This window comes from Synechococcus sp. Tobar12-5m-g (genome assembly GCF_024345415.1).
Classification (GTDB): Bacteria; Cyanobacteriota; Cyanobacteriia; order PCC-6307; family Cyanobiaceae; genus Regnicoccus.
In genome coordinates this window covers 1-24461 of sequence record NZ_JAGQBB010000008.1, presented here as the reverse complement: position 1 = coordinate 24461, position 24461 = coordinate 1, and the positions used below count along the sequence as shown (strand labels likewise).

Here is a 24461-nt window from a genome sequence, read left to right as displayed (position 1 = left end):
CCGCACGCCTGGCCGCTCAACGAACACCGAGCCATTTGTGGGTCTGCAGACTGAGTCGCCAGCCTGGCTGCTGGCGCACGAAGGCGATCGCCAGGTCTCGTCCAGCTGGGCACTCCCAACCGGGCTGGAGCAGGAGCACGGGAGGGGCTGCCGTTCGCTGGGCGTAACGGCGGTGGCGGGCCTCGATCGCCGCGGTGGCCATCCGCTCGGCGAAGGGGAGATCGGCCGACCCCTGCACCACCACCTTGAGCTCGTCGCATTGGCCCAGGGCTTCCTCGCTGGGGGGGCGATGGGGCTTGGGGGAGAGCGTGATCCAGTCGAAGCGCCCGGAGAGCGGATCCACCCCGCTGGTTTCCAGGTGGAGCGTCAGGGGGTGAAGGGCCTCGCACAGGGCATCGAGGTTGTGGTGGAGAGGCTCCCCGCCGGTGATCACCACAAAGCCGGCTCCGGCCCTCGTCGCCGCCACCGCCCTGGCGGCCAACTCCGTGATCGCGGTCTGCGGGTGCACTCCGGCGGGCCAGGAGTGCTTGGTGTCGCACCAGGAACAGCCCACCGTGCAACCGCCCAGCCGGATGAAGAAGGCGCTGCGGCCGGCATGGGCCCCTTCCCCCTGCAGGGAGTGAAAGGTTTCCACCACCGGCAAGAACCCTGCGGCGTTGCCGGCGGTTGGCTCAGCCATTCAGCTTGAGACCGGCACCCCACAGGCCTGGCGCGGGATCGCCTCCAGGGAGTTGGGTACTTCCGCCGGGGTCGCTGGCAGCCGGTGCTGAGCCGCCCCTATCAGGCCCTGGAACAGGGGATGGGGGCGGCCGGGCCGGGAGAGGAATTCCGGGTGGAACTGGCAGGCGACAAAAAAAGGATGGTCGCCCAGCTCGATCAGTTCCACCAGGCGACCATCGGGGGAGGTGCCGCTGATCGTGAAGCCCGATTCAAGAAAAAGGCTGCGGTAGGCGTTGTTGAACTCGTAGCGGTGCCGGTGCCGTTCATAGACCACCTGCTCGCCATAGAGGGTGGAGGCCAGGGTGCCTGAGGCCAGGCGGCAGGGGTAAACCCCCAGCCGCATCGTGCCGCCCAGATCCACCACATCCTGCTGCTCCGGCAGCAGGTGGATCACCGGGTGGGCGGCCTCGGGATCGAGTTCGGCACTTGTCGCCCCGGCGAGTGCGGCCAGGTTGCGGGCCCACTCGATCACGGCGCACTGCATGCCCAGGCACAGGCCGAGGAAGGGCACCCGCTGCTCCCGTGCCCAGCGGATCGCTGTCACCTTGCCATCCACGCCGCGGTTGCCGAAGCCTCCCGGTACCACCACCGCATCCATGCCCTCCAGCAGAGCATCGGCTCCCTCCGTTTCGATCTGCTCGGCGCAGACCCAATGCAGGTCGAGGGAGGCGTCGCGATCGATGCAGGCGTGGCGCAGGGCCTCCACCACCGACAGGTAGGCATCGTTGAGGGTCACGTACTTGCCGACCAAGGCCACCTTCACAGCCGGGCCCGGGTTGCGCAGCTTGCGCACCAATTCGGCCCAGCGGGCCATGTCACTTTCGTGGTCTTCCAGGTCGAGCACGTCGAGCACCTCGCGGCAGAGGCCCTCGCGCTCCAGGGTGATCGGCACCGCGTAGATGCTGTCGGCATCGAGGGCGGGGATCACCGCCTTGGTGGAGACCCCACAGAAGCCACCGATCTTGGCCTTGAGTTCGTCGCTGATCGGCCGGTCGCTGCGGCACACCAACAGGTCGGGCTGGATTCCGATCGAGCGCAACTCCTTCACCGAGTGCTGGGTGGGTTTGGTCTTGATCTCCCCGGACGTACCGATGAAGGGCAGCAGGGTGACGTGCACATAGGCCAGGTCGCGGCGGCCCACGTCGCCGCGGAACTCCCGGATCGCTTCGAGGAACGGCAGGGATTCGATGTCGCCCACGGTGCCGCCGATCTCGGTGATCACGACGTCGGCGCCACTGTCGGCGGCGACGCGGTGGATGCGCTCCCGGATCTCGCGGGTGATGTGGGGAATCACTTGGACGGTGCCGCCGTTGAAGTCGCCCCGGCGCTCCTTGTTGATCACGGCCTGGTAGATCGAACCGGTGGTCACGCTGTTCAGGCGCGACATGGCGGTGTCGGTGAAGCGCTCGTAGTGGCCCAGATCCAGATCGGTCTCGGCGCCGTCCTGGGTGACGAACACCTCACCGTGCTGGTAAGGGCTCATCGTGCCCGGATCCACGTTGAGGTAGGGATCGAGCTTGAGGATCGAAACGCTGTAACCGCGGGATTTGAGCAGCCGCCCCAGGCTGGCCGCCACGATCCCCTTGCCGATGCTTGACACCACCCCCCCGGTCACGAACACGAACTTCGCCATGGACGCTGGGGCCTCGGGCACTGGCGGACTCTTCAATCTACCGACCTTGACCAGTTCTTCCGCTCTACGGGGTCTGCCCTGCGGCGGCCACCAGCGCCGCGCGCTGGAATGCCGCCTGCGGGCAGACCCCGTAGAGCGGAGGGGGCGCAGGGAGGGGGAAGAAGACGGGCGCTGGGGGTGGGCGTTTGCGGGGAGAGCGGTCCGGCTCGGACGCAGCCGGAGTCTGAACAGCCGGCGCGTCTGGGCGCGAGGCGGCCCGTTACGTTCTGGCTGTTGCCCTTCCCCACCTACATGCGCCTGCGGGGGTCAGGCCTCCAGCAGGCTCCTCAACATCCAGGCGGTTTTCTCATGGATCTGCAACCGCTGGGTGAGCAGATCGGCGGTGGGCTGATCGTCGGCCGCGGCCACCAGGGGGAACAGGCCGCGGGCGGTGCGGGCCACGGCTTCGTGGCCCAGCACCAGCTCGCGCACCATCGCGAGGGCACCGGGACGGCCCTCACTTTCGGGAATCGAGGCAAGGGCAGCGAAGTGCGCTCCGCCGTAGGGGGCTGGGAAACCCAGGGCGCGGATCCGCTCGGCGATCACGTCGAGCGCGGTCCAGAGCTCCGTGTACTGATCCATGAACATCAGATGGAGCGTGTTGAACATCGGTCCAGTCACGTTCCAGTGGAAGCCGTGGGTTTTGCCGTAGAGCACGTAGCTGTCCGCCAGGAACCGGCCCAGCCCCTCGGCGATCTCACGGCGCTGGGTTTCCGGGATGCCGATGTCGATGAGGGGGGCTTCGGCGATGCTCATGCCACTCGTACGCTGTGATCTTGTTGTAGCCGGGGAAACCCCCCAGGGGGGTCTCTGGTTGAAAATCGTTGGACCTGCAGCCTCAGGGCTGGCTCAGCCAACCCAGGCGCCGCGGGACAAGCGCAGCGAAAAGGTCACCGCAAGAAGGCTGCCAAAGGCAATCAGCCAGCGCGCCCAGCGGAGGTGGGTGCTGCCCCACAGCCCAGCCAGCAGCAGGATGGGAACGGTGGCATAGAGATGGCGCTCCAGGCTGATGGTGCTTTGCTTGAGCAGATAGCTGAACAGACTCAGCCAGCCGAACAGGCTGAAGGGCCATGGAATCCGTCCCCATCCCCAGATCAGCAGGCCAACGCTGGCGGCGATCACAGATCCATTCAAAAAGGGGGCGCCGCCCACAATCCAGCCGGCAACGATGGCGAAGGCTCCCATGGAAAAGCTGAGAGTGGGACGGCGCAGCCGTTGCTGAAACGACACAACGCCGAGCCCCAGCAGCAGGGCCATTGCTGCGGGGTACCACAGGTCGGTCACTGCCCCACGGGCTGTGTTTCCTGGCCCCAGCAGGATCTGGCCAAGCAGGCGCCCCCAGGAGGGCAAGCCGCTCAGGTTCAGGCCGGGGGTGAGACCCCATCCCTTCTGGGCCGCCTGAAAAGCCAATGGATTGCCGCTGGCTCTCCAGCAGAGGCCCATGACGGAGAACAGGCCCAGGCTCGTGAGTCCTGCCGCCAGCACTCCCTGCCAGGGGCGCCTCCTGGCAAGACCAGCGATCAACAGGGCAGGCGCCAGCACAATTCCGGTCGGGCGCGTGGCTGCGGCGAGTGCTCCCAGGCCGCCGGAGCCGATCAGCCCCCATCCCGCCGGAGACCTGAGCTGAGAGAGCCAGAGCGAAGCAGCCGTCAGGAGGAGATACAGCGATTCGGTGTAGGGAATGCTGCAAAAGATGCTGAATGGATTGAAGCAACTGATCAGCACGGTCCAGCTGGCGGCACGGCCACCCCAGAGCTGTTTGGCTTGCCGATGCAATACGAACAGGGCCAACAGGAAGGCTCCGTTCGCCAAAGCCAGGCCCAGCCAGAGGAGCTGGCTCTCGCTCCTGTCGCCCAGGGCCTGCAGCAACCAGGGAAACAGGGGGAAAAAGGCCAGCAGCTCGCCAGTGGCGCCCTCCTGGGCGATGGTGATGTAATGAACCGTGTCCCAGATCAGGAGAAGCTGGGGGAAGGGTTTCACCTCGCCTCGACCGGCCGCAAGCGCCAGGGGGCCCAGGATGAACAGGCGGCTGAGGGCCCAGCTGCCGAGGACGAACAGACTCTCCTTCACGACTGAATCGGCTGGGGTGACTTGGAGCCTGCCGGAGTTGGGGTTGGCCTGGCCCATCGGGACTCAGTCGTCGCTCCAGGTGCTGGCCACGTGCAGCTCCTCCAACTGTTGAGCGCTTACGTCGGCCGGCGCCCGGGTGAGCAGGCAGCGGGCCTGCTGGGTTTTCGGGAAGGCGATCGTGTCGCGGATCGATTCCTCGCCGGCCAGGAGCATCACCATGCGGTCGAGGCCGAAGGCGATGCCGCCATGGGGGGGCGCCCCCAGATCGAGGGCTTCGAGCAGGAAGCCGAACTGGCGGTCCGCCTCCTCGGGGGGCAGGCCGATGGTCTTCAGCACCTGCCGTTGCAGGGCCGAATCGTGGATGCGCAGGGAGCCGCCCCCCAGCTCCAGGCCATTGAGCACCAGGTCGTAGGCCTGGGCCCTCGCCGTGGGCAGCCGCTCGCCCCAGGCGGCAGGATCGGCGCCGAGATCATCCGGGTTGGGGGCACAGAAGGGGTGGTGCAGGGCTTCGAGGCGGTCCTCGTCGGCGTTGAACCCAAACATCGGAAAGTCCACCACCCAGAGAAAGTTCCAGCGGTCGTTGGCCCGATCGTCTGGCACCAGGCCCAGCTCCCTGGCCAGGAACTGACGCACCCGGTCGAGGGCCTTGTTCACCGTGGCGGTGTCGCCGGCGCCGAAGAGCAGCAGGGTGCCGGGCAGGGCTCCTGTGCGGCTGAGCAGCTCGGCCGTCCTCTGGGCCGAGAGGTTGTCCTTGATCGCGCCGATCGAATCGATCGTGCCGCCCTCCCGCACCCGGATGAAGGCCAGTCCGCCGGCCCCGGCCGTCTGGGCCTCGGCGAACACATCGCCGCCGGGCTTGATTCGCACATTGCTGATCGCCTCGTTGCCACCGGGAATGGCGATCACCTTCACCGCCCCGCCGCTGGCCACGGCACCAGCAAACACCTTGAAGCCCATACCTGCCACGATGTCGCTGACGTCCACCAGCTCCAGGCCGTAGCGGGTGTCGGGCCGGTCGGTGCCGTAGCGCTCCATCGCTTCGGACCAGGGGAGCCGGGGGAAAGGCAGGGGAAGCTCGATCCCTTTCACGGCCTTCCAGATCGCGGCGATCATCCGCTCGTTCAGGGCCAGGATCTGCTCTTCCTCCAGGAAGCTCATTTCCATGTCCAGCTGGGTGAATTCCGGCTGGCGGTCGGCCCGCAGGTCCTCGTCGCGGAAGCAGCGGGCCACCTGGTAGTAGCGCTCGATGCCTCCCACCATCAGCAGCTGCTTGAACAGCTGGGGGGACTGGGGCAGGGCGAACCATTCACCCCCATTCACCCGCGAGGGCACCAGATAGTCGCGGGCCCCTTCCGGGGTGGAGCGCGTCAGGATCGGCGTTTCCACCTCGATGAAGCCTTCGTCTTCGAGGAAGCGGCGGGCCGCCTGGATCGTGCGGTGGCGCAGGCGAAGGTTGCGCCCCATGCGTTCACGCCGCAGATCGAGATACCGGTGACGCAGGCGCAGCTCCTCGCGCACGCTCTCGTCGTCGTGCACCGACACCTGGAAGGGGAGATTGCCCTTCACTCCGTTGAGCACCGTGATGGTGCTCGCCAACACTTCGATGGCGCCGGTGGCGAGCCGGTCGTTGCTGGACGCCGCTGGCCGGGGCCTCACCCGGCCCTCCACCCGCAGCACCGTTTCGTTGCGCAGGTGCTCGGCCAGCGCGAAGGCCTCGGCACCAAGGTCTGGGTCCACAGTGATCTGGACCGTGCCGCTGCGGTCGCGCAGGTCGACAAAGATCACCCCACCGTGGTCGCGGCGCCGGTCGACCCAGCCGCAGAGTTGGACGCTCTGGCCGATGACCTCACGGCGCAGGTCGCCGCATCCGTGGCTGCGCATCGCGAGAAAACAGGAGAGTCAGGGAGTTTCCCACAGGGGGCAGATCGCCGATCAGCTCAACGCCGGTAGAAGGGGCGCTTCACCACCACCGCAGGTTGCCGGCGGCCGCGGATCTCGACATCCAGTTCGGTGCCCAGCCTGGCGGCCGTGGCCGGCACGCTGGCCAGGGCGATCGCCTCCTGCAGGGTGGGGGACCAGGTGCCGCTGGTGATTACCCCCACCACTTCGTCGCCTTGCAGCACCGGATAGCCATGGCGGGCGATCGCCCGGCCCTGCAGCTTCAGCCCGACCAGCCGCCGGCCCACCCCGTCGGCGGTCTGGCGTTCGAGGGCGCCGCGGCCGATGAAGTCGGCGGGCATCTCCAGGTGGACCAGCCAGCCCAGGGAGGCTTCCAGGGGGGTGGTGGTGGCGTCCATGTCCTGGCCGTAGAGGTGCATGGCCGCCTCCAGGCGCAGGGTGTCACGGGCGCCAAGGCCGCAGGGGGCGACCCCTTCGGCGAGCAACTGCTGCCAGAGCGCCCGGCCCCCCTGCCGATCCAGCAGCAGTTCAAAGCCATCTTCGCCGGTGTACCCCGTGCGGGCCACGAACACGGAGGCCCCGGCCGCGGCTCCATCAGCCCGGCCGTTCAGATGCACGGAGCGGTGGCCGAAACGGGGCAAGCCCGCCAGGCTCTCGCCGGTCAGGGCCTCCAGCAGGGCGGGCGCTTCAGGGCCCTGCAAGGCGAGCAGCACGCCGTCGGCCTTGCGGTCGTTGATCTGCACCGCATGCCCAGCCAGCTGAGCGCGGATCCAGGCGGTGTCGGCCTCGGCGCAGCCGGCATTGATCACGAGCACCAGGGCGTCGGTGGGGCCTGCAGACCCGTCGACGCGGCCCTGGTCGTAGATGATCAGGTCGTCAAGAATGCCGCCGGCGTCGTTGAGGAGCACGGTGTAGAGGGCTTCACCGGGTCCGATGCGATCCAGGTCGCTGGGCACGAGCCGTTGCAGGGCCTCCTTCACCCCATCGCCCTGCAACGACAGCACCCCCATGTGGGAGATGTCAAAGACACCGCAGTGCTCCCGCACGGCCCGGTGTTCCTCCACCAAGCCCTTGAACTGGACCGCCATGTCCCAGCCCTCGAACGGCACCATGCGCCCTCCGGCTCCCTGGCAGAGGTCGGCCAGGGGAGTCCGCCTGAGCGGATGGATCGCCGCGGGAATGGGATGAGGGTCCATGGAAGCCAAGCGATCAGGGGGGATCAACGGGATCCTATGGAGGCCGATGGGCTGGTCGGACGACCGGTTGGCAGAAGCGCCAATCCGGAAGACTTCCGGGAGGTTCGGTTCTACCCCTGCTTGACAGTCTTCGGTCTCTGTACCTTGGGACCCTTGAATCCAAGACGTTCACCTGCTCATGGGCCAGCGCCCCAGCTGTCGGAGTTGCAGCCACTGCATCACCCCCCAGGGCGGTGCACCGGGCTGGTGCATGCTCAGGAGGCTGGCCATCCATCCGGACTGGAGTGGTGAACTCTCCTGTCATCACTGGACGCCCCCAGGGGCACGCTCCAGCGGGAAGCCCTTCCAGGCGTTTTCTCTGGAGCCCCAGGTCAGCTCCGATCAGCAGCTTTCCATCGCCGGCCTGCTGGAGCCGGCCTTGGTGTCCTGAAAGTCGCCGAAAACGCTGAAGCTCCGCTAGAAGTGGGGATTGGCGCCTTTGTCGCCAGGCACACCAGATTCCTGGAGTTGGCCTGGTTTGCTGGAGTTGGCCTGATCGATTCAGGCGAACGACTTCGTTGATCTCGCCCTGTAAGGAGGTAGATGGTTGGTCCAACCCGCGAAGGCTCTTCCGGTAGATCTGTTGGCCTCCCAGGTGGATGGCGAAACGTTCACTCTGCCCACCGGCACCCGCATCTTTCGCCAGGGTGAGCCTGTGAACGCCATCTATGGGCTGCGTAAGGGCATCGTCGAGCTGATCGACAAATCAGGAGAGCGGGTCTGCTACAGGCCCGGTGAGCTGTTCAGCTACCTGGACATCGTCTGGAGGGGCGGCGCGTTCAGGATGGATGCCCTGGCCCGCACGCCGGTCGAAGTGGTGAAGCTTGGCAGGCTGAGTTTTCTGAACCTCCTTCACAACCATCCCACCCTGGCGGTGTTGCTGATCGCTCAGCAGCACCGGCGCCTGAGGGAGCAGCGCTCCAGCGGCTCCTACTGCTACTGACCCCGTCTACTCACCCCTGCTCCTGAACCCTGCGAACGGGCAAAGCCGAGCAGGAGCAGCAGGCTGCGGGTCACCTTGGCCGCCAGCACGGCGCTGCAACCGGTGGGATCGAGCATCGGCGCCAGTTCCACCACATCCGCCGCCACCAGGTTGTGGTGGCGAAGTTCCTCCACCAGGCCGCTGAAGTGGCCCCAGAGAAAGCCCCCCGGCTCCGGCGTGCCTGTGCCCGCCATCACCGCGGGATCGAACCAGTCGAGGTCCACGGTGAGGTAGAGGGGCCGGCCGCGGTGGGCCGCCAGGGCCGCCTCCAGATCCGCATGCAACCGCTCGGGATGCAGGGAGAGCCCAGGGCCTGGCCCCACCAGGCGCCCGCTGCTGCGCAGTTCGCTGAATTCCGCCCGGGTGCCACTGCGGATGGCGATCTGCAGCAACTCACCGCTGGGGAGCACCTCCAGGCAGCGGCGCATGGCGCAGGCATGGTTGTGGCGGGAGCCCAGCCAGCTGTCCCGCAGGTCGGCGTGGGCATCGAGCTGCACCAGCACCAGATCCGGGTGGCGGGCGGCCACAGCCGCCACCGCACCGCTGCTGATCGAGTGCTCGCCGCCCAGCATCAGAGGGCGCAGGCCCATCCCCAGCACCGCTTCGGTGGCCCGGCGCACCGCGGCCACCACCGGTTCGGGCGCTCCGAACGGGATGGCCACGGCACCGAGGTCGGCGAAGGGCAGATCCTCGAGATCCAGATCCAGCTGGGGGTCATGGGTTTCCAGGCCGTTGCTCACCTCCCGGATCGCCGCTGGCCCGAAGCGGGCGCCCGGCCGGAAGGAGGTGGTGCCGTCGTAGGGCACGCCGTAGAGGCCCACCCGGCAACCGGCCGGATCGCGGCGGGCCGCCATGAACAGGGCCCCATCGGTCTCGAACAGATCGCCCATCGGTTCAGCCCGCCAGCTCCCGCTCGATTCCGGCGGGCACGGCCTCGAAGGCTCCACCCTGCCAGCGGGGGCTCCAGATCTGGCAGCCGGGCGCCACGGAGGCGGCCCGCTCCGGGTCGGGATGGCGGTAGCGGGGGCCATCGGTGGCGGCGAAGGTCCAGCTCCACCAGCCACTGGGATACATCGGCACCCAGCCGTAGAGGGGATCGGCGTGGCCGAACACCTGCCGCAGCAGCCGCACCGTCTCGAGGTGCACGCCGCGGAAGGCCTCCGGCGATTCGCTCTGGGTGGCGAACACGCCCCCCGGCCGCAGCAGGCGGCGGCAGTGCTCGAAGAAGGCCCGGTTAAACAGTCCTTCGGCTGGCCCGGCCGGATCGGAACCGTCCACGATCACCACGTCGTAGCTGGCGGTTGCGGCGCCCGCCACCCAGGCGATCCCATCGCCGACGGTGAGGTGGAAGCGGGGGTCGCTCCAGGCGCTGGCGCCCAGAGAGGGCAGATGCTCCCGGCACAGGTCCACCACCAGACCGTCGATCTCCACCAGGTCGAGGTGGTCCACACCGTCGTGGCGCAGGCATTCGCGGGCCGTGCCGCCATCGCCGCCGCCGATCACCAGCACCTGCTCGATCCGCTCGGCACCGCAGAGGGCCGGATGCACCAGGGGTTCGTGGTAGTGGCGCTCCTGGCGCTCGGCCGTCATCCAGCAGCCATCGAGCAGCAATCCCTTGCCGTAGCGGGCGCTCTCGATCACCGTGACCCGCTGGAAGGGGCTGTGGCGCTCCACCAGCACGGTGGCCTCCAGGCCATAGCGCACACCCTCGTGGATCTCATCGACCCAGCCGGGGGTCGGTGTCGGCGATGGCGTCGGGGTTTGGGGGGAGGCGGCGGCAGGCGGCATGCGGATGGCTTGCAAGGCCTCCAGCTAAGCGTTTCACGCCGGTGTCCGGCAGCACGGCGCCAGGCCTGGCAGCCTGGCTCCATGGCGGACGATCTGACGGTGACGGACGCGCTGAAGATCCCCGCCACCGAGCTGGGCTGGCGTTTCTCGCGATCCGGCGGGCCCGGGGGCCAGGGGGTGAACACCACCGACTCCCGCGTGGAGCTGGTGTTTCCGCTCGCCACCTCCCCCTCGCTGCCGCCGCTGTTGCGGGAGCGGGCCCTGCGTCGGCTCGGCGGCACGCTGGTGGAGGGGGCCGTGGTGATCGCCGCCTCCGAACACCGCTCCCAGTGGCTCAATCGCCAGGCGGCCCTGCGGCGGCTGGCGGCGCTACTGGCTGAAGCAGTCGCCCCACCGCCACCGCCGCGCCGGCCCACCCGGCCCACGCGCGGCTCGGTGCAGCGCCGGCTGGCCTCCAAGCGGCTGCGCAGCCAGGCCAAGCAGCAGCGGCGCGATCAGGGCAGCAGCGATGACTGAGCGCCGTCCGGTTCCCTCGCCTGCTCGGCGCGGATCTGGGCCTTGGCCTGGCGCCAGAGCCTTTCAAGGCGCTCGATGCTCTGGCCACTGAGATTGCCGCCAAGGGCGGCTTCCACCCGGGAGAAGCGATCCAGGAAGCGGTGGTTGGTGCCGGCCAGCCCCTCCTCCGGATCAAGGCCGCACCAGCGGGCCACGTTCACCACGGTGAACAGCACATCTCCCAGCTCCTGCTGGGCATGGGCCCGATCGCCGCTGGCCACCGCCTCGCGCAGCTCGGCCAGCTCCTCGTCCAGCTTCGCCCAGACGCCCTCAAGGCTGTCCCACTCGAATCCGGCGGCAGCCGCCTGGCACGAGATGACCCCGGCGCCGGTCAGGGCCGGCTGGCCGCGCACCTGGCGCCCCAGCCGCCCGCTGAGGCTGCTGTCGCCGGCCGCCTCGCCGCGGACGTCCCGCTCCTCGGCCTTGATCGCCTCCCAGCTGGGATGGATGGCGGATCGATCGCCGAACACATGGGGATGGCGACGCACCAGCTTGGCGGTGAGGCCGCGGGCGATCGCTTCGAGATCGAAGCGCTCCTGTTCTGCGGCGATCTGGGCGTGGAGCACCACCTGCAGGAGCAGATCGCCCAGCTCTTCGGCGAGGTGGGCGTCGTCGCCATGGCGGATCGCATCGGCCATTTCATGGGCCTCCTCCAGCAGATAGGGGATCAGGGAGGCATGGGTCTGCCGCAGGTCCCAGGGGCAGCCGCCATCCGGATCCCGCAACCGGTCCACCACGCTGAGCAACTCGGCAAGGGCGTTGGTGGCCCCGTAGGTGGCGGCGGAACCCGTCTCTGCAGTCGTGCCAGGGGAATCGGGCGGGGTCATGGTGAGGGGCTTCCTGCGGGGAGGACCGAAGCTCGATCGCGCTCACCGTCCCATCCGCTTTCGGTGGCGGCGCAGCAGGCGGCGGCGCATCAACCGGGGACGGCGTGGCAGTGGATCCCCATCCTGGATCAGGTGCAGCCAGCTGCTCGCCTCCAGCCCAAGCAGCGCTGCCAGCAGGAGGGGCCGCTGCTGGCGCCAGAGTCCGGTGGCAAGGGCCAGCAACCGCGGTGGCGAGGGGATGATTCCCAGCGGCTGCAGGACGAGGCTCAGACCAAGGGTGATCGCGGCCAGATAGGCTAGCCGACCGGCCGTGCCGAGGCCAGGACTGTGGGAGAGGAGCGAGCGGTGGCGCAGCAGTCGGCGGTAGGGCAGCCACAGCACGGCCAGCACCCCCCAGCGCCGCGTCGGGTTGGAGGGGGTGTCGAGATCGGGGGAAAGCCACAGCCCGCCTACCAGAAAGCCGGCCGCACCGCTGCCCAGCCCCGCCATCCCCAGCCACGGCCACCACAGCAGCCCGAACGGCAGGCAAAGCAGCCAGGTGGCGCGATCGTGGGCGCGGCCGTTGGCCATCGATGCAACAAGGGTCAACCCAGCCTGCATGGTGATGGCCAGGCCTCAGAATGGCTCCAGGGGCGATTAGCTCAGCGGTAGAGCGCCTGCCTTACAAGCAGGATGTCGCTGGTTCGAAACCGGCATCGCCCATCCCCTCAAAACCCAATGCAGCACAGGGCTCTCAGCAAAACGAGCCCAGGAGCTGCTGAGGCGCTGCTGGGCTCGTTACCGCAAAAATGCGCTTTCTTCTGAGCTATCTGCGCCCATCCAGCGCAGGACAGCCTTGATCCGGGTCAGGGAGGGCATTGAGCCAGCTGCCACCGCCGGTGGGCAGCGCTTGATGCGGTAACGGGGGTTAGTCACCCGGCCCCAGGCCCGCACCAGCTCCCAGGGGGGCTAGTCCTTGGGCTTCAACTACCGCCAGCAGATCGGAATAGCGGCGAGCGAATTGGCAACCAAGGCCATCGACGAATGACAGGAATTGGTGAATGTGTTGATGGCCTGATCCACATAAGTCGCCAAGCTCATGATAGCGGACTGAGGACGGAATGAGCCCTGACCTTGTCAGGCGAGGCTTAAGTGCCTCCCTATCCGATCCCCTGCTTCCGGATGGCTCGACTGGCCAGAGATCCTCGCTGGCGAGGAGAAGGGATCGGCGCGTTGCTGGTAGGTCTTGCCGTTGAGCGCTGCCTGCAGGTCGCCAGACTGCGCTGGGCGAACACCCCCTCTGGCCCAGGTGCAGGAGAGGCAGGCGCTCTTGTGAAAGAGGGTCTGCCAGAGCAGGGGCCCTGGGGGGGGAGAGGGTGGCCTTGGCCCAGCTGGCGATCGCCTGGGTGGCGGGACCAGAAGGGGAGATGGAGTCGGGGGGGCGAATCCGGCTGAGACTTCGTCGCCCATGGCCGCGACGAACAGAACGAGATAAAACCAAGGATCTTCTCCCGTGATCTGTCGGCTTTGCTGACCCCCACCCCGTGATCCATCGCTTCCTGCCGAGAGCGCGCTTTCTGATCGTCATTGCCGTTCTCGGTCTGCTGGCCGCGACGGCGGCCACTTACCTGATGGGAGCCCATCTGGTGGTGGACCAGCTGGATGAGGCTTTCTGGGGGGATTTCGAGAAGCTGGGCCACTTCGAGGTGCAGATCCTGCAGGCCATCGGTTTTTCCTGGTGGGCAGCGGCTGCCTGACCCTGGCGATCGGGATGTTTTGCCTGTTCGTGCGAGAACTGAACCTGCCGGAGCCGATCCGGGTACGCAGCTTCCATGAGGGCAAGAGCATGTTCGCCAACTTCCTGATCCCTCTCGATGGCCGTTTCCTTCCTTGAGACCTTCAGCCATCTGGAGAGCTCGATCAAGGATCAGCATTCCAATGGCATCGAGCTGCTGTTCGCCGGAACCGGAACGGTCCTGGTCACTGCCGCCCTGCTGGCCTTCAAGATCTATGGCGGCGAAAACCAGGTCAATCCCGCCAAGGCCGGCGGCGATCCCTAGCTGCGGCTCCTGCGCAGCACCGCCAGCAGCTTCTCGAACACCTCGGGCAGGGGGGCTTCAAAGACCAGCCGCTCGCCGCTGATCGGGTGGTCCAGGCCCAGCTGCACCGCATGCAGGGCCTGGCCGGGCAGGGCCATCGGCAACTTGCGGCAGCGGCCGTAGGTGGCATCCCCCACGATCGGATGGCCCAGGTGGGCGCAGTGCACCCGGATCTGGTGGGTGCGGCCGGTGTCGAGCTGGAAGCGCAGCAGGGAGTAATCGCCGAGCCGCTCGATCAGCCGCCAGCGGGTGGTGGCGTGACGACCTTTCTCGCCGTCCACCACGGCGTACTTCTTGCGATCGATCGGATGGCGGCCTATCGCGGCCTCGATCGTGCCGCTTTCCGTTTTCGGCACCCCGTGGATCACCGCCAGATACGCACGCGAGGCGATCCGCTTCTGGATCTGCACCTGCAGCTTCACCAGCGCCTCCTGGCTTTTGGCCACCACGATGCAGCCGGTGGTGTCCTTGTCGAGGCGGTGCACGATGCCCGGCCGCCGCTCCCCGCCGATGCCCGGCAGGTCGGGGCAGTGGTGCAGCAACCCGTTCACCAGGGTTCCATCCCGGTTGCCGGGAGCCGGATGAACGGTGAGGCCGGCCGGCTTGTTGAGCACGATCAGGTGCTCGTCCTCGAACAGCACATCCAGGGGCATCGCCTGGGGCAGCAGGTAAGGCAGCGGTTCCGGCGGCGGCATCCACAGCTCCACCGCGTCGCCCGGGCGCAGGGGGGTCTTGGCGCGGCCGGTGACCCCGTTCACCTGCACCAGCCCGGCTTCGATCAGTTTCTGGATGCGGGCCCGGCTCTGCTCCGGCCGTTGGGCCACCAGCCAGCGGTCCAGGCGCATCGGCAGGGGCCTGGGATAGACCAGGCTGATCAAGGCGCCATCGCCCGAACCGAAGGCCGTCACGGTGGCGGTGGCAGTGCTGGAGGCAATGGCGATGGCGGCAGCTCCAGGGCGATCGCGCCCAGCAGGGAGCGGCGGAAGTCGTCGAGCAGCCGTTGGGCCATGCGGGCGGTGTCGCCGCTGGTGTGGCGGCCGGCGGCCGCCGCCAGCCAGGCCGCCCCATCCACGGCCGTGCGGGGATCGGCGGAATCGAGCCGGGGCACCGGCACTCCATAGCGGCTCTCCACCAGGGCAAGGCTGAGATCGGCTGCCGGCCGCTTGGCCAGCTCATCGAGCAGGCGAAGGAAGGCCATGGCCACGGCCTCCCCGTCGTAGGCCGCCTGGCCGATGTCATCGCAGAGGGCCAACAGCAGGGCGGCCCGCTGGTCATCGAGCCGTGGTGGCAGCACACCGGGGGCATCGAGCAGATCGAGCTCCTGACCCACCCGCACCCAGCGCAGGGTGCGGGTCACACCGGCCCGGCGGGCGCTGTCCACCACCTTCCGGCGCACCAGGCGGTTGATCAGGGCCGACTTGCCCACGTTGGGGAAGCCCAGCATCAGGGCCCGCACCGGCCGGGGTTGCATGCCGCGACCAGCCCGGCGGGCATTGAGCTGGGCGCCGGCCCGGATCGCCGCCTCCTGCAGCTGCTTGACACCCGTTCCCACCTTGGCGTCACACCACCAGGGGGTCTCCCCCTGGGCCCGCAGCCAGCGGTCCCAGACCAGCCGAGCCGTTTCATTCACCATGTCGCGGCGGTTGATCACCAGCAGGCGCTGCTTGCCCTGCATCCAGCGCTGCAGGCGGGGATGGCCGGTGGCCCGGGGGATGCGGGCATCCCGCACCTCGATCACCAGATCCACCTTGCTGAGCTGATCCTTGAGCTGGCGCTCCGCCTTGGCGATGTGGCCCGGATACCACTGGATCGCCGGGGCAGACGCGCTGAGGCCGTGGCCCGCCGGGGTGGCACCTGCTCTGGCAACAGCCTCCATCAGGGCACCACCAGCACCGGGCAGGGGGCCAACTGGATCACCCGGGAGGCGGTGCTGGGTTCATCGGCCCCGAGCGTGAGGCCGCGGGTGCCCATCACGATCACATCGGCGTTGATCTCGTCGGCGACATCGCCGATCACGAAGGCCGGCTTGCCCTCCCGCTCGATCACCTCGCAGGCCATCCCGGCCTGCTCGAAGTGCTGACGGGCCTGCTCCAGCAGTTGGGCCACGGCGGCGGCGTCATGCATGGCGCCCTCCTCGGGCTCCACCACCGAGAGCACCACCAGGCGGCTGGCGTGGCGCTGGGCCAGCTCCAGGGCCACCGCGGCGGTTTCCATCGTCTGGCGGCTTTGGTCGATCGGAAACAGAACAGTGCTGAACATCGTTCACGGTCCTGAGGGGAGAAGGGGCCAGGGGGGCCCAACCCTTGTCCTAGCGCCCAGAGGGCTGCGGGCTAACCTCACCCATCGTTTTTAATTCCCGCCATGCCAAAGCGCACCCTGGCCAGCCTCTCCGCCGCTGACCTCAGCGGCAAGCGTGTTTTGGTGCGGGTCGACTTCAACGTACCTGCCGATGAGGCCGGGGCGATCACCGATGACACCCGCATCCGCGCTGCCCTGCCCACGATCGCCTTCCTGCGGGACCACGGCGCCCGCGTGATCCTGGCGGCCCATTACGGCCGGCCGAAGGGGCAGGTGAACGAGGGCATGCGCCTCACCCAGGTGGCGGCGCGCCTGAGCGAACTGCTGGGGGTGCCGGTGGAGAAAACCGAGAGCTGCATCGGCCCCGATGCCGAAGCCAAGGTGGCGGCCCTGGCCGACGGGGGGGTGCTGCTGCTGGAGAACGTGCGCTTCTTCGCCGAAGAGGAGACGAACGATCCAGCCTTCGCCGAGAAGCTGGCGGCCCTGGCCGAGGTGTACGTGAACGACGCCTTCGGCGCCGCCCACCGCGCCCACGCCTCCACCGAAGGGGTGACCAAGTTCCTCAACCCCAGCGTGGCGGGCCAGCTGATGGAGAAGGAGCTGCAGTACCTGCAAGGGGCCATCGACGAGCCGAAGCGCCCCCTGGCGGCGATCGTGGGCGGCTCCAAGGTGAGCAGCAAGATCGGCGTGCTCGAGGCCCTGATCGACAAGTGCGACAAGGTGCTGATCGGCGGCGGCATGATCTTCACCTTCTACAAGGCCCGGGGCCTGGCAGTGGGCAAGAGCCTGGTGGAGGAGGACAAGTTGGAACTGGCCAAGGCACTGGAAGCCAAGGCGGCCGCCAAGGGGGTCCAGCTGCTGCTGCCCACCGACGTGGTGCTGGCCGATGCCTTCTCCCCCGACGCGAACAGCCAGATCACCGCGATCGATGCCATCCCTGACGGCTGGATGGGTCTCGATATCGGCCCTGATTCGATCAAGGCCTTCGAAGCGGCCCTGGCCGACTGCAAGACCGTGATCTGGAACGGGCCCATGGGGGTGTTCGAGTTCGACAAGTTCGCCGCCGGCACCGATGCCATCGCCCATACCCTGGCGGGCCTGACCGCCACCGGCACCTGCACGATCATCGGCGGCGGGGATTCGGTGGCGGCGGTGGAGAAGGTGGGCGTGGCCGAGAAGATGAGCCACATCTCCACCGGCGGTGGCGCCAGCCTAGAGCTGCTGGAAGGCAAGGTGCTGCCGGGCGTCGCCGCCCTCAACGAGGCCTGACGCCGGGCCGGGCTCAGGGCTGCGGGTTGCTGCCCCTGCCCCATGGGCCCCGTTTGCCTTCGCCGCGGCCTTCCGGCATCGGGATGCCCAGGCGCTGGGCCAGGGCAGTGGCATCGTTGCGGGTGGTTTCCATCAGCCTGCGGTTGGCCATGCGCTCATCGCCCAGGCAACCACGCAGGGTTTCCAGATCGATGGCGGCCTGGACGCACCGGTCACTCTTCTGGAGGATGGCCATGCGGGCGGCGTTGTCGCGCAGTGCCCAACCGCGCCGAGCCTTGAACAGCTCCAGCTTCTGGCTTTCGGTGAGCTTGGCCCGCTCCTGGCCGGGGGGCTTAGGGGATGGTTGGCTCTGTGCCTGGCTGGCGCCCACCTGCAGCGCCATGGCCAGGGCAGCCGCGACCGGCGGCAGGAGCCAGCGTTGCAGGGTCAAGGAACGGGACATCGGCGGGAGTTCTTCGAACCCACCCACCATCGCCCTCCTCTCCGACTGAGTCCCGACTGGCTCGGCCTCAACTGTGACTGAATGTTCCCGATCAGGGGGTGAGCGCCGCCTTGTCGGCCACAACCCGCACCCGTTTGGTGGTGCTGACGATTCCCTGCGGGTGCACGAGCAGCACCGCCCAGGTCTGGCTGCCGGGCTGCAACGGGGCCTGCACAGTTTTGAACACACCGCCGCCGCCCAGGGCGGCCAGCTCCAGGTCGGGGCTCTGGGAGGCGCTGATCTGGGCTGGTGTGATCGCGGCGATTCCACCAGCCGCCACCGCCCCATCGAGGGGATCGTCGAGCACCACGTCCACGTCGTAACGCTGGCCGGTGAGCACGGCATCGGGGATCAGCACGCTGATCGGCAGCTCGGCGGAACCACTGCGCAGGGTGCTCGATTCACGGATCACTTCCTCACCGCTGAGGCGGCCATCCCGACTGGCCAGGGCGAGCACCTGCTCGGCCTCGAGCCGGTAACGGAAAGGCCCCTCCTCGCGGCTGCCGCTCACCTTGATCTGAACGGTGCTGCGGCCATCCCGCAGGTTGCTGCCAGGGCTCACCTGCCAGCGGGCGTTTGGGAAGCGGCTGCGCAAGGCTCTATAACGCGTTTCGAGTTCGGCCGGATCCAGACCGGGGCCCGCCGTCAGCAGTCCGGCGAGGCTGCCCGTGCCGCCACTGTTGAGGGCGCCTTCCAGGCTCTGGAGCAGGGCCGGACTGGGCGCCGCGGCCCAGGCGGCGGGGGCCAAGCTCAGCGCAGCGGCCGCCAGCAGGGCCGGCAGGCTGGGGCGGGGCAGCGACATCGAAGCGGTCGAAGGTGTTCACATAAGTTAGGCGCGCTCTGGTACGGCGCCTGACGCGCCTGAAACGGCCCATGACCCGGCTCCTGATCGCCGCCAGCGGCACCGGCGGACACCTGTTTCCGGCCCTGGCGGTGGCGCAGGCCCTGCCGCCGGACTGGTCGGTGCAGTGGCTGGGGGTGCCCGATCGGCTGGAGCGGGAGCTGGTGCCGGCGCGCTACCCGCTGCACACGATCCGGGCCGGTGGGCTGCAGGGCCGGGGCCTGCGCAAGCTCTTTCAATTGATCCAGCTGATCGCCGCCAGCGGCAAGGTGCGCCGCCTGATCCGCCGCGAGGCCATCGACGTGGTGTTCAGCACAGGTGGGTACATCGCCGCCCCGACGATCCTGGCGGCGCGCTGGTGCAGCGTTCCGGTGGTGCTGCATGAATCCAATGCCATCCCCGGCAGGGTGACGCGGCTGCTTGGCCGGCTGTGCAGCCGGGTGGCGGTGGGTCTGCCGGCGGCGGCGGCCCTGCTCCCCCGTTGCCACCCGCTGCTGAGCGGCACACCGGTGCGCCAGGAGTTCCTGGAGGCGGCACCGCTGCCCGACTGGGTGCCAACCGGCACGGGCCCGCTGCTGCTGGTGATGGGCGGCAGCCAGGGGGCTGTGGGCCTGAACCGCATGGTGCGGCCCCTGGTTCCCAGGCTGCTGGCGGCGGGCTGCCGGGTGGTGCACCTCACCGGATCGAACGATCCGGAGGCAGGAAGCATGCCGTTGCCGGGTTACGTCGAGCGCCCGTTCAGTGAGGAGCTGGCGGGCCTGTTGCAGCACACCGACCTGGCGATCAGCCGCGCCGGAGCTGGCAGCCTCAGTGAACTGGCCGTGAGCGGCACCCCGGCGGTGCTGGTGCCGTTCCCCCAGGCGGCCGACCGCCACCAGGACGCCAACGCCGCCGCCGCCGCCGACCTGGGCGCCGCCGTGATCGTGACCCAGCACCCGCCGGAGGATCCCGCCCTCGCCCGCACCCTCTGGCGCCTGCTCGGCGCCCGGTTGCGGGGGGGCGCCGCAGGGATTGACCCGCTGTCGCCCCTGCGGGCGGGGATGGGCCGCCTCGCGGTGAGGGATGCGGACCAGCGGCTGGCCCACCTGCTGCAGGAGCTGGCCTGAGGCGTTTGCCGGCGGGGCAGGGGGTTGGGATGGGCCGTGGGCTGGGCAGGGGGCTCAGCGGCCAAGTTCGGTGCGCAGGGCCCGCAGGATCCGGCGGTTGCCCCGCCGGTGCTGGAGGCCGATCCGCAACCACTCCGGGCCGAGGCCGTCGAAGGAGCGGCAATCGCGCAGCAGCACCCGCTGGTTGCGCTCCAGCCGCTGCCGCAGCCCCAGCAGGGAGGTCTCCCCCCGCACCAGCAGAAAATTGGCCGCCGAGGGCAGGGGGGTGAGGCCGGGCAGGCCCGCCAGCTCGCCATGGAACCAGGGCCCCTCCGCCGCCACCCAGCGCCACACCCGCTCCTGCCAGCGGTGATCCCCCACCACCGCCTCTCCCACGGCGGCGGCCAGGCCGTTCACCGGCCAGGGATCCCGCCAGGCCGCCCAACGGCCCAATCGCTCCGGAGCCGCCAGGGCATAGCCCAGCCGGAGGCCGGCGATCGCGAACAGCTTGGTGAGGCTGCGGACCACCACCAGCTGGGGGTGATCCGCCAGCAGCGGAACCATCGATTGGGCCTCACCGCCTGGCACCAGGGGCAGGAAGGCCTCATCGACGATCACCAGGGCGAACCGCGGCAGCAGCGGCTCCAGGAAGGCCCGGCTCCAGAGCTGGCCGGTGGGGTTGTGGGGGTTGGTGATCCAGAGCGCGCCAGCGGGGAGGGCCGAACCGACCGCCGGGAACCCCTCGGCACGGGGAAGGGCAAGATCCAGCGGCAGGGATCGCCAGGACCCGCCCCAGCAGGCCAGGGCGCGGGGGTAGTCGGCGAAGCCGGGGGTGGGCAGCAGGCTCAGGCCCGCCGCCGCCGCATCCCGCGCCGCCCAGGTGAACAGCTCGGCGGCGCCGTTGCCGGGCAACACGGCAAGCGGATCGAGGCCATGGAACGCCGCGATCGCATCCCGCAGGCTGCCGTAGCTCCGATCGGGGTAATCCCGCAGGGGGGAGGGCCGGCCCGCCCGCGCCCGCAGGGCGGCGCGCAGCACCCGCCGCACCGAGGCCGGTGGCCCGAACGGCACCAGGGACGCGCTGGCGTCAAGCAGCTGGCCGGGGCGACAGCCCAAGCGGCGGGCGACGGCCACCAGGTTGCCGCCATGGCGGTGGTTCTCGCCATGGAGACTGTCCCCTCCTGCCGTGGCTTGATCCCTCACCGAATGTCTGCCGAATCGTGATCAACAGTGGACCAGCGAGCCTTGCACCAGCCGGTGCTGGAGCACATCGGCAGGGCGCTGCTGGGCAAGGAGCGCAAGATCCGGCTGGCGATGACCTGTCTGCTGGCTGGCGCCCTGGCGAAGCGCCCTGATCAGCCGGAAACTGGTTAGACCGCACCGCAGAGCCACTTCAGTTGGCCGTGATCCGAGCGCCCCATCCCCTCACCACCCGCCTCCGGCTGCTGGGCCTGGTGGTGCTGGCCGGGCTGATCGCCACGGTGGCACCGGCGGTGCGGGCGGCCGATGGCCAGGCCCTGATCCGCCTGCTGGGCACAAAGCGCTGCAACAACTGCGCTCTGGCCGATGCCGATCTGGTGCAGGCTGACCTGCGCGACGCCGAGCTGAAGGGCGCCCAGCTGCAGCGGGCCAACCTGAGCGGCGCCCGCCTCGATGGTGCCCGCCTGGCCGGCGCCGACCTGAGCTTCACCAGCCTTCAGGGGGCCTCCCTGCGGGGAGCCGACCTGCGCGGAGCACGGCTGCTGGGCACCGACCTGCGCGACGCCAACCTGGGCGGCGCCCTGCTCGATGCCAACGCCCTCGCCAGCAGCCACTGGCAGGGCGTCCGGGGCATCGATCCGGCCCAGCAGAGCTACGCGGAGCTCCACAACGCCGGTGTGGGGGAAGCCCAGCAGGGTCGCTTCCCCCAGGCGGAAGCGTTCTTCAGCGCCGCGATCCTCAAGCGCCCGGAGGGAGCGATCAGCTGGGTGGCGCGCGGCATCAGCCGCAGTGAGCAGGGCAACACCACAGCGGCCGCCCAGGATTTCAACTACGCGGCCACCCTCTTTGAGCAGGAGGGCCGCCCGGACTACAGCCAGCAGCTCAAGGAAGCGGCCAAGAAGCTAGGGGAGGAACCAGCCAAGGACAAGGCTGGCAATGGGCTGGGTCCCCAACTGCTGGGCGGTGCGATGGCAGCGTTGCAGGTCCTGGCGCCCCTGGCAATCAAAGCTTTCGCGCCCATGGCGTTCTGAGCCCTGCTGACCGTTGCTGAACTACTGGGTGTTGCTGGTGAACTGACGCATTTCACGACTGGAGGGCTGGAAGCCATAGCCGAAGCTGCCGCCCTCATCGTCGCGAATGATTCGGGGGGTCACCATGATCACCAGTTCCCGCTTCTGCCGCTGGTTCTTCGATCCCCTGAAGAACTGACCCACCAGGGGCAGATCGCCCAGGATCGGCCACTTCGACACCTCTGCCACGTCGAAGTCGGAGATCACGCCGGTGAGGATCAGGGTCTGCCCTTCCCGCACCCGCAGGGCTCCGGTGTCGAGCCGCCGCACGCTGAGAATGCTGATCTCGGGGGTGCAGGCGGGCGAGCCTGGCACGGTGTCGGTGACGGCAGACACGGAAGGCGAGAGAGAGAAGGTCACGAATCCATTGTCATCGATTTTCTCCACCCGGGCGCCAAGAACCAACCCGGCAGTGGAGAGCTTGAGTTCGCACTGCGTGCCGCCGTTCTGGGTTTCGGTGATCTGAACACTGGTGATCACGTTGGTGCCGACGCGAACCGCCGCTTCATTGGCACGGCTACGGCCGATCGGGGAATCAATCGTGTATTCATCCAAACCACCTGAGGTGCTTGCCGAAGTCGCTGCACCTTGACCGGCGGCTCTCAATTGCGAAGGATTCTCCTGCAAAATCAATGTGGGACTGGCCAGCAACTTCGTGTTACGAGAAACGATCTGTGCCTTCACGAAATCGAAGAAGTGATCCCTTGGGTATTGCAGGCTGGGATTCTGAACTGGCGCTCCCTGGAAGCTCTCCAGCGTCGGAGGGAGGAAGCGGCCAAACGCCCCGAGCAGCTGGCCGTTGTCATTGACGATGAAGTTGTTGCCCCAGCGGAAGGCAAAGCTGTTGGCCACGTCCTGGCTGTTCTCCAGGTTCACATCCAGCAGCCGCACCGCCAGGGCCACCTGGCGCTGGCGCAGATCCAGTTGCTTGAGATAGTTCTCGGCGATCAGAACCAGCGCGGAATCACCCACCAGGGTGATCGTGCCCAGGCGACTGTCTGTCGTGCCGATCAGGCCCAGCAGCGGCCCCTGGCTGGCCCCGAAGGAGTTGATCTGGGTGGTGGTGGCCGTGGTGGCGGTGGAGTTGGCCGTGTTGTTGGCTGGCGTGCCTGTGGAGGACACCTCGCTGGACGTGGAGGTGGTGGTGAAGGTCTTGTTGATCGTGGCGCCGAGGCTGGCGAGGTAGTCGGCGGCTGAAATGGCCGACACCTGGTTGAGCCGATACACCTTCGAGAGCTGGGTGCCGAAGGTTTTGCTCTGCACCTTCGGGCCGGCAATCATCAAGTTGCCCTCCAACTTGCCCTGCAGTCCGGCCGCCAGCAGGATCGAGTTGACGGCCCTGGCGAAGCCCTCGTTGCGAAACGCGATCGACACCAGCTTCTGGGGGGCGGCGGCGTATGGCGTCCCTGGTCCAGCCGCCACGGGTGCAGCCGCACCGGGCGGGGTGTCATCCACATAGACGAAGCCGTAGCCTCCCAACTGGGCCACCGCCATCAGGGCGTCCCGGGCAGGGGCGTTGCGGAGCGTCATCGTCACGCTCGGGCCCCGCACATTCACATAGCTGGGGTTGCGCAGCACCATGCTTCCCACCGCCATGTCCCCCAGCGGTGGGGCAACGGCGCGCGGCTGCAGCGGCGGCACGAAAGCGGCCTGGGGCACCCGGCCCGGCATGGTCAGATCCAGCCGTCCGGTCTGGAACGACGTCTGGGGAACGGAGGGAAAGCTGAGGATCAGGTTGCGGCCGTCGGCGCTCACCACCGGCCGATTCACCGGGCCGTTCGCCAGCGGGGTCACCTGCACCACGAAGCGATTGCCCGCCCCCTCCAGGCTGATCGTCTTGAAGCCGGCGTCCGGCAGCGCCAGTTGCTGGGGGCCCCGCCGCAGGCCGCTCGGCCTCGTCAGGATCAGCTGCCCCTCCCAGCCGGCGCTGTTGGTGAACTGCTGCAACTGGGGCCCGGGCCCCGTGTTCTCGATCACCACCTCCACGGCATCCGGCAGGCGCCGCACCTTGAGCTCCAGCGGACCATCTCCGGGAAGGGCCTCGACCGGAGTAGGCCTGGGCGCCTGGGCCAGGGCCGCTGGGCCATCGATCAGGCTCTCCAGCGGCAGCAGAGCGGCCAGCAGCAGGGCGCCAGACCAGGAAGCAGGAGCATGACCACCCGAGGGCTTCTGGTTCATACGCTGCGGCACCGAATTTTGCCGGGACGTTATCGCCAAGCGGCGCCATTCGCCAGGGTGATTCCCTGTGAATTCAACCACCGTTGGCTAGGGAGACTCTGGAAAACCCCACCACCCTGCGCGAGAATGGCCGTGTGATCGCAGGCGTGAACAGGGTTCATGGGCATCAAGCAGCTCGGCTTTGGTGATTACGAGCAGTCCACGGCCAAAAAG

The 24461-nt window shown here is 68.5% G+C and carries 27 protein-coding genes and 1 tRNA gene; 11 read left to right on the top strand and 17 right to left on the bottom strand.

What is annotated here, in order from left to right; all coding sequences use genetic code 11:
- Nucleotides 1–16: 16 nt before the first annotated feature.
- The 6 genes from KBY66_RS06635 to gcvT all read right to left on the bottom strand — a co-directional run bounded on the left by KBY66_RS06635 (nt 17) and on the right by gcvT (nt 7557).
- Nucleotides 17–679 carry a 7-carboxy-7-deazaguanine synthase QueE gene (locus KBY66_RS06635; protein ID WP_255088484.1) on the bottom strand — a complete coding sequence of 221 codons (663 nt, stop codon included), beginning with the start codon at nt 677–679 and terminating at the stop codon, nt 17–19.
- Nucleotides 680–2353, bottom strand: coding sequence for a CTP synthase (locus tag KBY66_RS06630; RefSeq protein WP_255088483.1), 1674 nt, complete (start codon nt 2351–2353; stop codon nt 680–682).
- Nucleotides 2354–2659: 306 nt separating this feature from the next.
- On the bottom strand, nt 2660–3148 hold the full coding sequence (locus KBY66_RS06625) for a Dps family protein (protein WP_255088481.1): 489 nt from the start codon (nt 3146–3148) through the stop codon (nt 2660–2662).
- 93 nt (nt 3149–3241) lie between these two features.
- Nucleotides 3242–4519 carry a mannosyltransferase family protein gene (locus tag KBY66_RS06620; RefSeq protein ID WP_255088480.1) on the bottom strand — a complete coding sequence of 426 codons (1278 nt, stop codon included), beginning with the start codon at nt 4517–4519 and terminating at the stop codon, nt 3242–3244.
- A gap of 6 nt (nt 4520–4525) precedes the next feature.
- The gene (aspS, locus tag KBY66_RS06615) at nt 4526–6343 is read right to left on the bottom strand and encodes an aspartate--tRNA ligase (protein WP_255088479.1); all 1818 of its coding nucleotides are present in this window, start codon (nt 6341–6343) and stop codon (nt 4526–4528) included.
- Nucleotides 6344–6399: 56 nt separating this feature from the next.
- A complete protein-coding gene (gcvT, locus tag KBY66_RS06610; protein ID WP_255088478.1) occupies nt 6400–7557 on the bottom strand; it encodes a glycine cleavage system aminomethyltransferase GcvT in 1158 nt (385 codons plus the stop codon).
- Nucleotides 7558–7735: 178 nt separating this feature from the next.
- Between gcvT and KBY66_RS06605 the strand changes: the two genes are divergently transcribed.
- Nucleotides 7736–7987 carry a hypothetical protein gene (locus KBY66_RS06605; protein WP_255088477.1) on the top strand — a complete coding sequence of 84 codons (252 nt, stop codon included), beginning with the start codon at nt 7736–7738 and terminating at the stop codon, nt 7985–7987.
- A gap of 192 nt (nt 7988–8179) precedes the next feature.
- The gene (locus KBY66_RS06600; protein WP_255088476.1) at nt 8180–8539 is read left to right on the top strand and encodes a Crp/Fnr family transcriptional regulator; all 360 of its coding nucleotides are present in this window, start codon (nt 8180–8182) and stop codon (nt 8537–8539) included.
- Here KBY66_RS06600 and speB read toward each other — a convergent pair.
- Together speB and speE are read right to left on the bottom strand one after the other, a co-directional pair.
- A complete protein-coding gene (speB, locus tag KBY66_RS06595) occupies nt 8533–9468 on the bottom strand; it encodes an agmatinase (protein WP_255088475.1) in 936 nt (311 codons plus the stop codon). The genes KBY66_RS06600 and speB overlap by 7 nt on opposite strands.
- Nucleotides 9469–9472: 4 nt before the next feature.
- A complete protein-coding gene (gene speE, locus KBY66_RS06590; protein WP_255088583.1) occupies nt 9473–10366 on the bottom strand; it encodes a polyamine aminopropyltransferase in 894 nt (297 codons plus the stop codon).
- 81 nt (nt 10367–10447) lie between these two features.
- On the opposite strand from speE, the gene arfB reads away from it, so the two are divergent.
- Nucleotides 10448–10882 (top strand): alternative ribosome rescue aminoacyl-tRNA hydrolase ArfB, encoded by a 435-nt coding sequence (arfB, locus tag KBY66_RS06585; protein WP_255088474.1) that lies wholly within the window; start codon nt 10448–10450, stop codon nt 10880–10882.
- On the opposite strand, the gene mazG is transcribed toward arfB, so the two are convergent.
- Entirely contained in the window at nt 10861–11748 is an 888-nt protein-coding gene (gene mazG / locus KBY66_RS06580) for a nucleoside triphosphate pyrophosphohydrolase (RefSeq protein ID WP_255088473.1), read from the bottom strand. The genes arfB and mazG overlap by 22 nt on opposite strands.
- Nucleotides 11749–11790: 42 nt before the next feature.
- Complete coding sequence (locus KBY66_RS06575) at nt 11791–12318, bottom strand: DUF2227 family putative metal-binding protein (protein WP_255088472.1); 528 nt, start codon at nt 12316–12318, stop codon at nt 11791–11793.
- Between the two features lie 60 nt (nt 12319–12378).
- On the opposite strand from KBY66_RS06575, the gene KBY66_RS06570 reads away from it, so the two are divergent.
- From KBY66_RS06570 to KBY66_RS06555, 4 genes are all read left to right on the top strand, one after another.
- Nucleotides 12379–12450: transfer RNA gene (locus KBY66_RS06570), tRNA-Val, on the top strand.
- A gap of 821 nt (nt 12451–13271) precedes the next feature.
- Nucleotides 13272–13484, top strand: a complete 213-nt coding sequence (locus tag KBY66_RS06565) for a hypothetical protein (RefSeq protein ID WP_255088471.1) — start codon at nt 13272–13274, stop codon at nt 13482–13484.
- Entirely contained in the window at nt 13466–13621 is a 156-nt protein-coding gene (locus KBY66_RS06560; protein WP_255088470.1) for a hypothetical protein, read from the top strand. Before KBY66_RS06565 ends, KBY66_RS06560 begins: the two co-directional genes overlap by 19 nt.
- Nucleotides 13602–13787, top strand: coding sequence for a hypothetical protein (locus tag KBY66_RS06555; RefSeq protein WP_255088469.1), 186 nt, complete (start codon nt 13602–13604; stop codon nt 13785–13787). Before KBY66_RS06560 ends, KBY66_RS06555 begins: the two co-directional genes overlap by 20 nt.
- Here KBY66_RS06555 and KBY66_RS06550 read toward each other — a convergent pair.
- Genes KBY66_RS06550 through KBY66_RS06540 form a run of 3 tightly spaced genes read right to left on the bottom strand, consistent with a single transcriptional unit; the run spans nt 13784 to nt 16085 of the window.
- Nucleotides 13784–14734 (bottom strand): RluA family pseudouridine synthase, encoded by a 951-nt coding sequence (locus KBY66_RS06550; protein ID WP_255088468.1) that lies wholly within the window; start codon nt 14732–14734, stop codon nt 13784–13786. The genes KBY66_RS06555 and KBY66_RS06550 overlap by 4 nt on opposite strands.
- Nucleotides 14731–15702 carry a ribosome biogenesis GTPase YlqF gene (ylqF, locus tag KBY66_RS06545; RefSeq protein WP_255088466.1) on the bottom strand — a complete coding sequence of 324 codons (972 nt, stop codon included), beginning with the start codon at nt 15700–15702 and terminating at the stop codon, nt 14731–14733. Before ylqF ends, KBY66_RS06550 begins: the two co-directional genes overlap by 4 nt.
- Nucleotides 15702–16085: a universal stress protein gene (locus tag KBY66_RS06540; RefSeq protein WP_255088465.1), complete on the bottom strand. Its 384-nt coding sequence runs from the start codon at nt 16083–16085 to the stop codon at nt 15702–15704. The genes ylqF and KBY66_RS06540 overlap by 1 nt, the downstream gene beginning before the upstream one ends.
- Before the next feature lie 102 nt (nt 16086–16187).
- Here KBY66_RS06540 and KBY66_RS06535 point away from each other — a divergent pair, with 102 nt between their 5' ends.
- Complete coding sequence (locus tag KBY66_RS06535) at nt 16188–17393, top strand: phosphoglycerate kinase (protein ID WP_255088464.1); 1206 nt, start codon at nt 16188–16190, stop codon at nt 17391–17393.
- A 13-nt stretch (nt 17394–17406) separates the two neighbouring features.
- On the opposite strand, the gene KBY66_RS06530 is transcribed toward KBY66_RS06535, so the two are convergent.
- Nucleotides 17407–17835: a hypothetical protein gene (locus tag KBY66_RS06530; RefSeq protein WP_255088463.1), complete on the bottom strand. Its 429-nt coding sequence runs from the start codon at nt 17833–17835 to the stop codon at nt 17407–17409.
- 91 nt (nt 17836–17926) lie between these two features.
- Nucleotides 17927–18676 carry a hypothetical protein gene (locus tag KBY66_RS06525; protein WP_255088462.1) on the bottom strand — a complete coding sequence of 250 codons (750 nt, stop codon included), beginning with the start codon at nt 18674–18676 and terminating at the stop codon, nt 17927–17929.
- Between the two features lie 71 nt (nt 18677–18747).
- Here KBY66_RS06525 and KBY66_RS06520 point away from each other — a divergent pair, with 71 nt between their 5' ends.
- Nucleotides 18748–19821: a UDP-N-acetylglucosamine--N-acetylmuramyl-(pentapeptide) pyrophosphoryl-undecaprenol N-acetylglucosamine transferase gene (locus KBY66_RS06520; protein ID WP_255088461.1), complete on the top strand. Its 1074-nt coding sequence runs from the start codon at nt 18748–18750 to the stop codon at nt 19819–19821.
- A 54-nt stretch (nt 19822–19875) separates the two neighbouring features.
- On the opposite strand, the gene KBY66_RS06515 is transcribed toward KBY66_RS06520, so the two are convergent.
- A complete protein-coding gene (locus KBY66_RS06515; RefSeq protein WP_255088460.1) occupies nt 19876–21003 on the bottom strand; it encodes a pyridoxal phosphate-dependent aminotransferase in 1128 nt (375 codons plus the stop codon).
- A 27-nt stretch (nt 21004–21030) separates the two neighbouring features.
- On the opposite strand from KBY66_RS06515, the gene KBY66_RS06510 reads away from it, so the two are divergent.
- Both KBY66_RS06510 and KBY66_RS06505 read left to right on the top strand, forming a co-directional pair.
- The gene (locus tag KBY66_RS06510) at nt 21031–21174 is read left to right on the top strand and encodes a hypothetical protein (RefSeq protein WP_255088459.1); all 144 of its coding nucleotides are present in this window, start codon (nt 21031–21033) and stop codon (nt 21172–21174) included.
- 29 nt (nt 21175–21203) lie between these two features.
- A complete protein-coding gene (locus KBY66_RS06505; protein WP_315855489.1) occupies nt 21204–22031 on the top strand; it encodes a pentapeptide repeat-containing protein in 828 nt (275 codons plus the stop codon).
- Nucleotides 22032–22052: 21 nt separating this feature from the next.
- On the opposite strand, the gene KBY66_RS06500 is transcribed toward KBY66_RS06505, so the two are convergent.
- Complete coding sequence (locus KBY66_RS06500; RefSeq protein WP_255088457.1) at nt 22053–24248, bottom strand: type II secretion system protein GspD; 2196 nt, start codon at nt 24246–24248, stop codon at nt 22053–22055.
- Between the last annotated feature and the right edge of the window lie 213 nt (nt 24249–24461).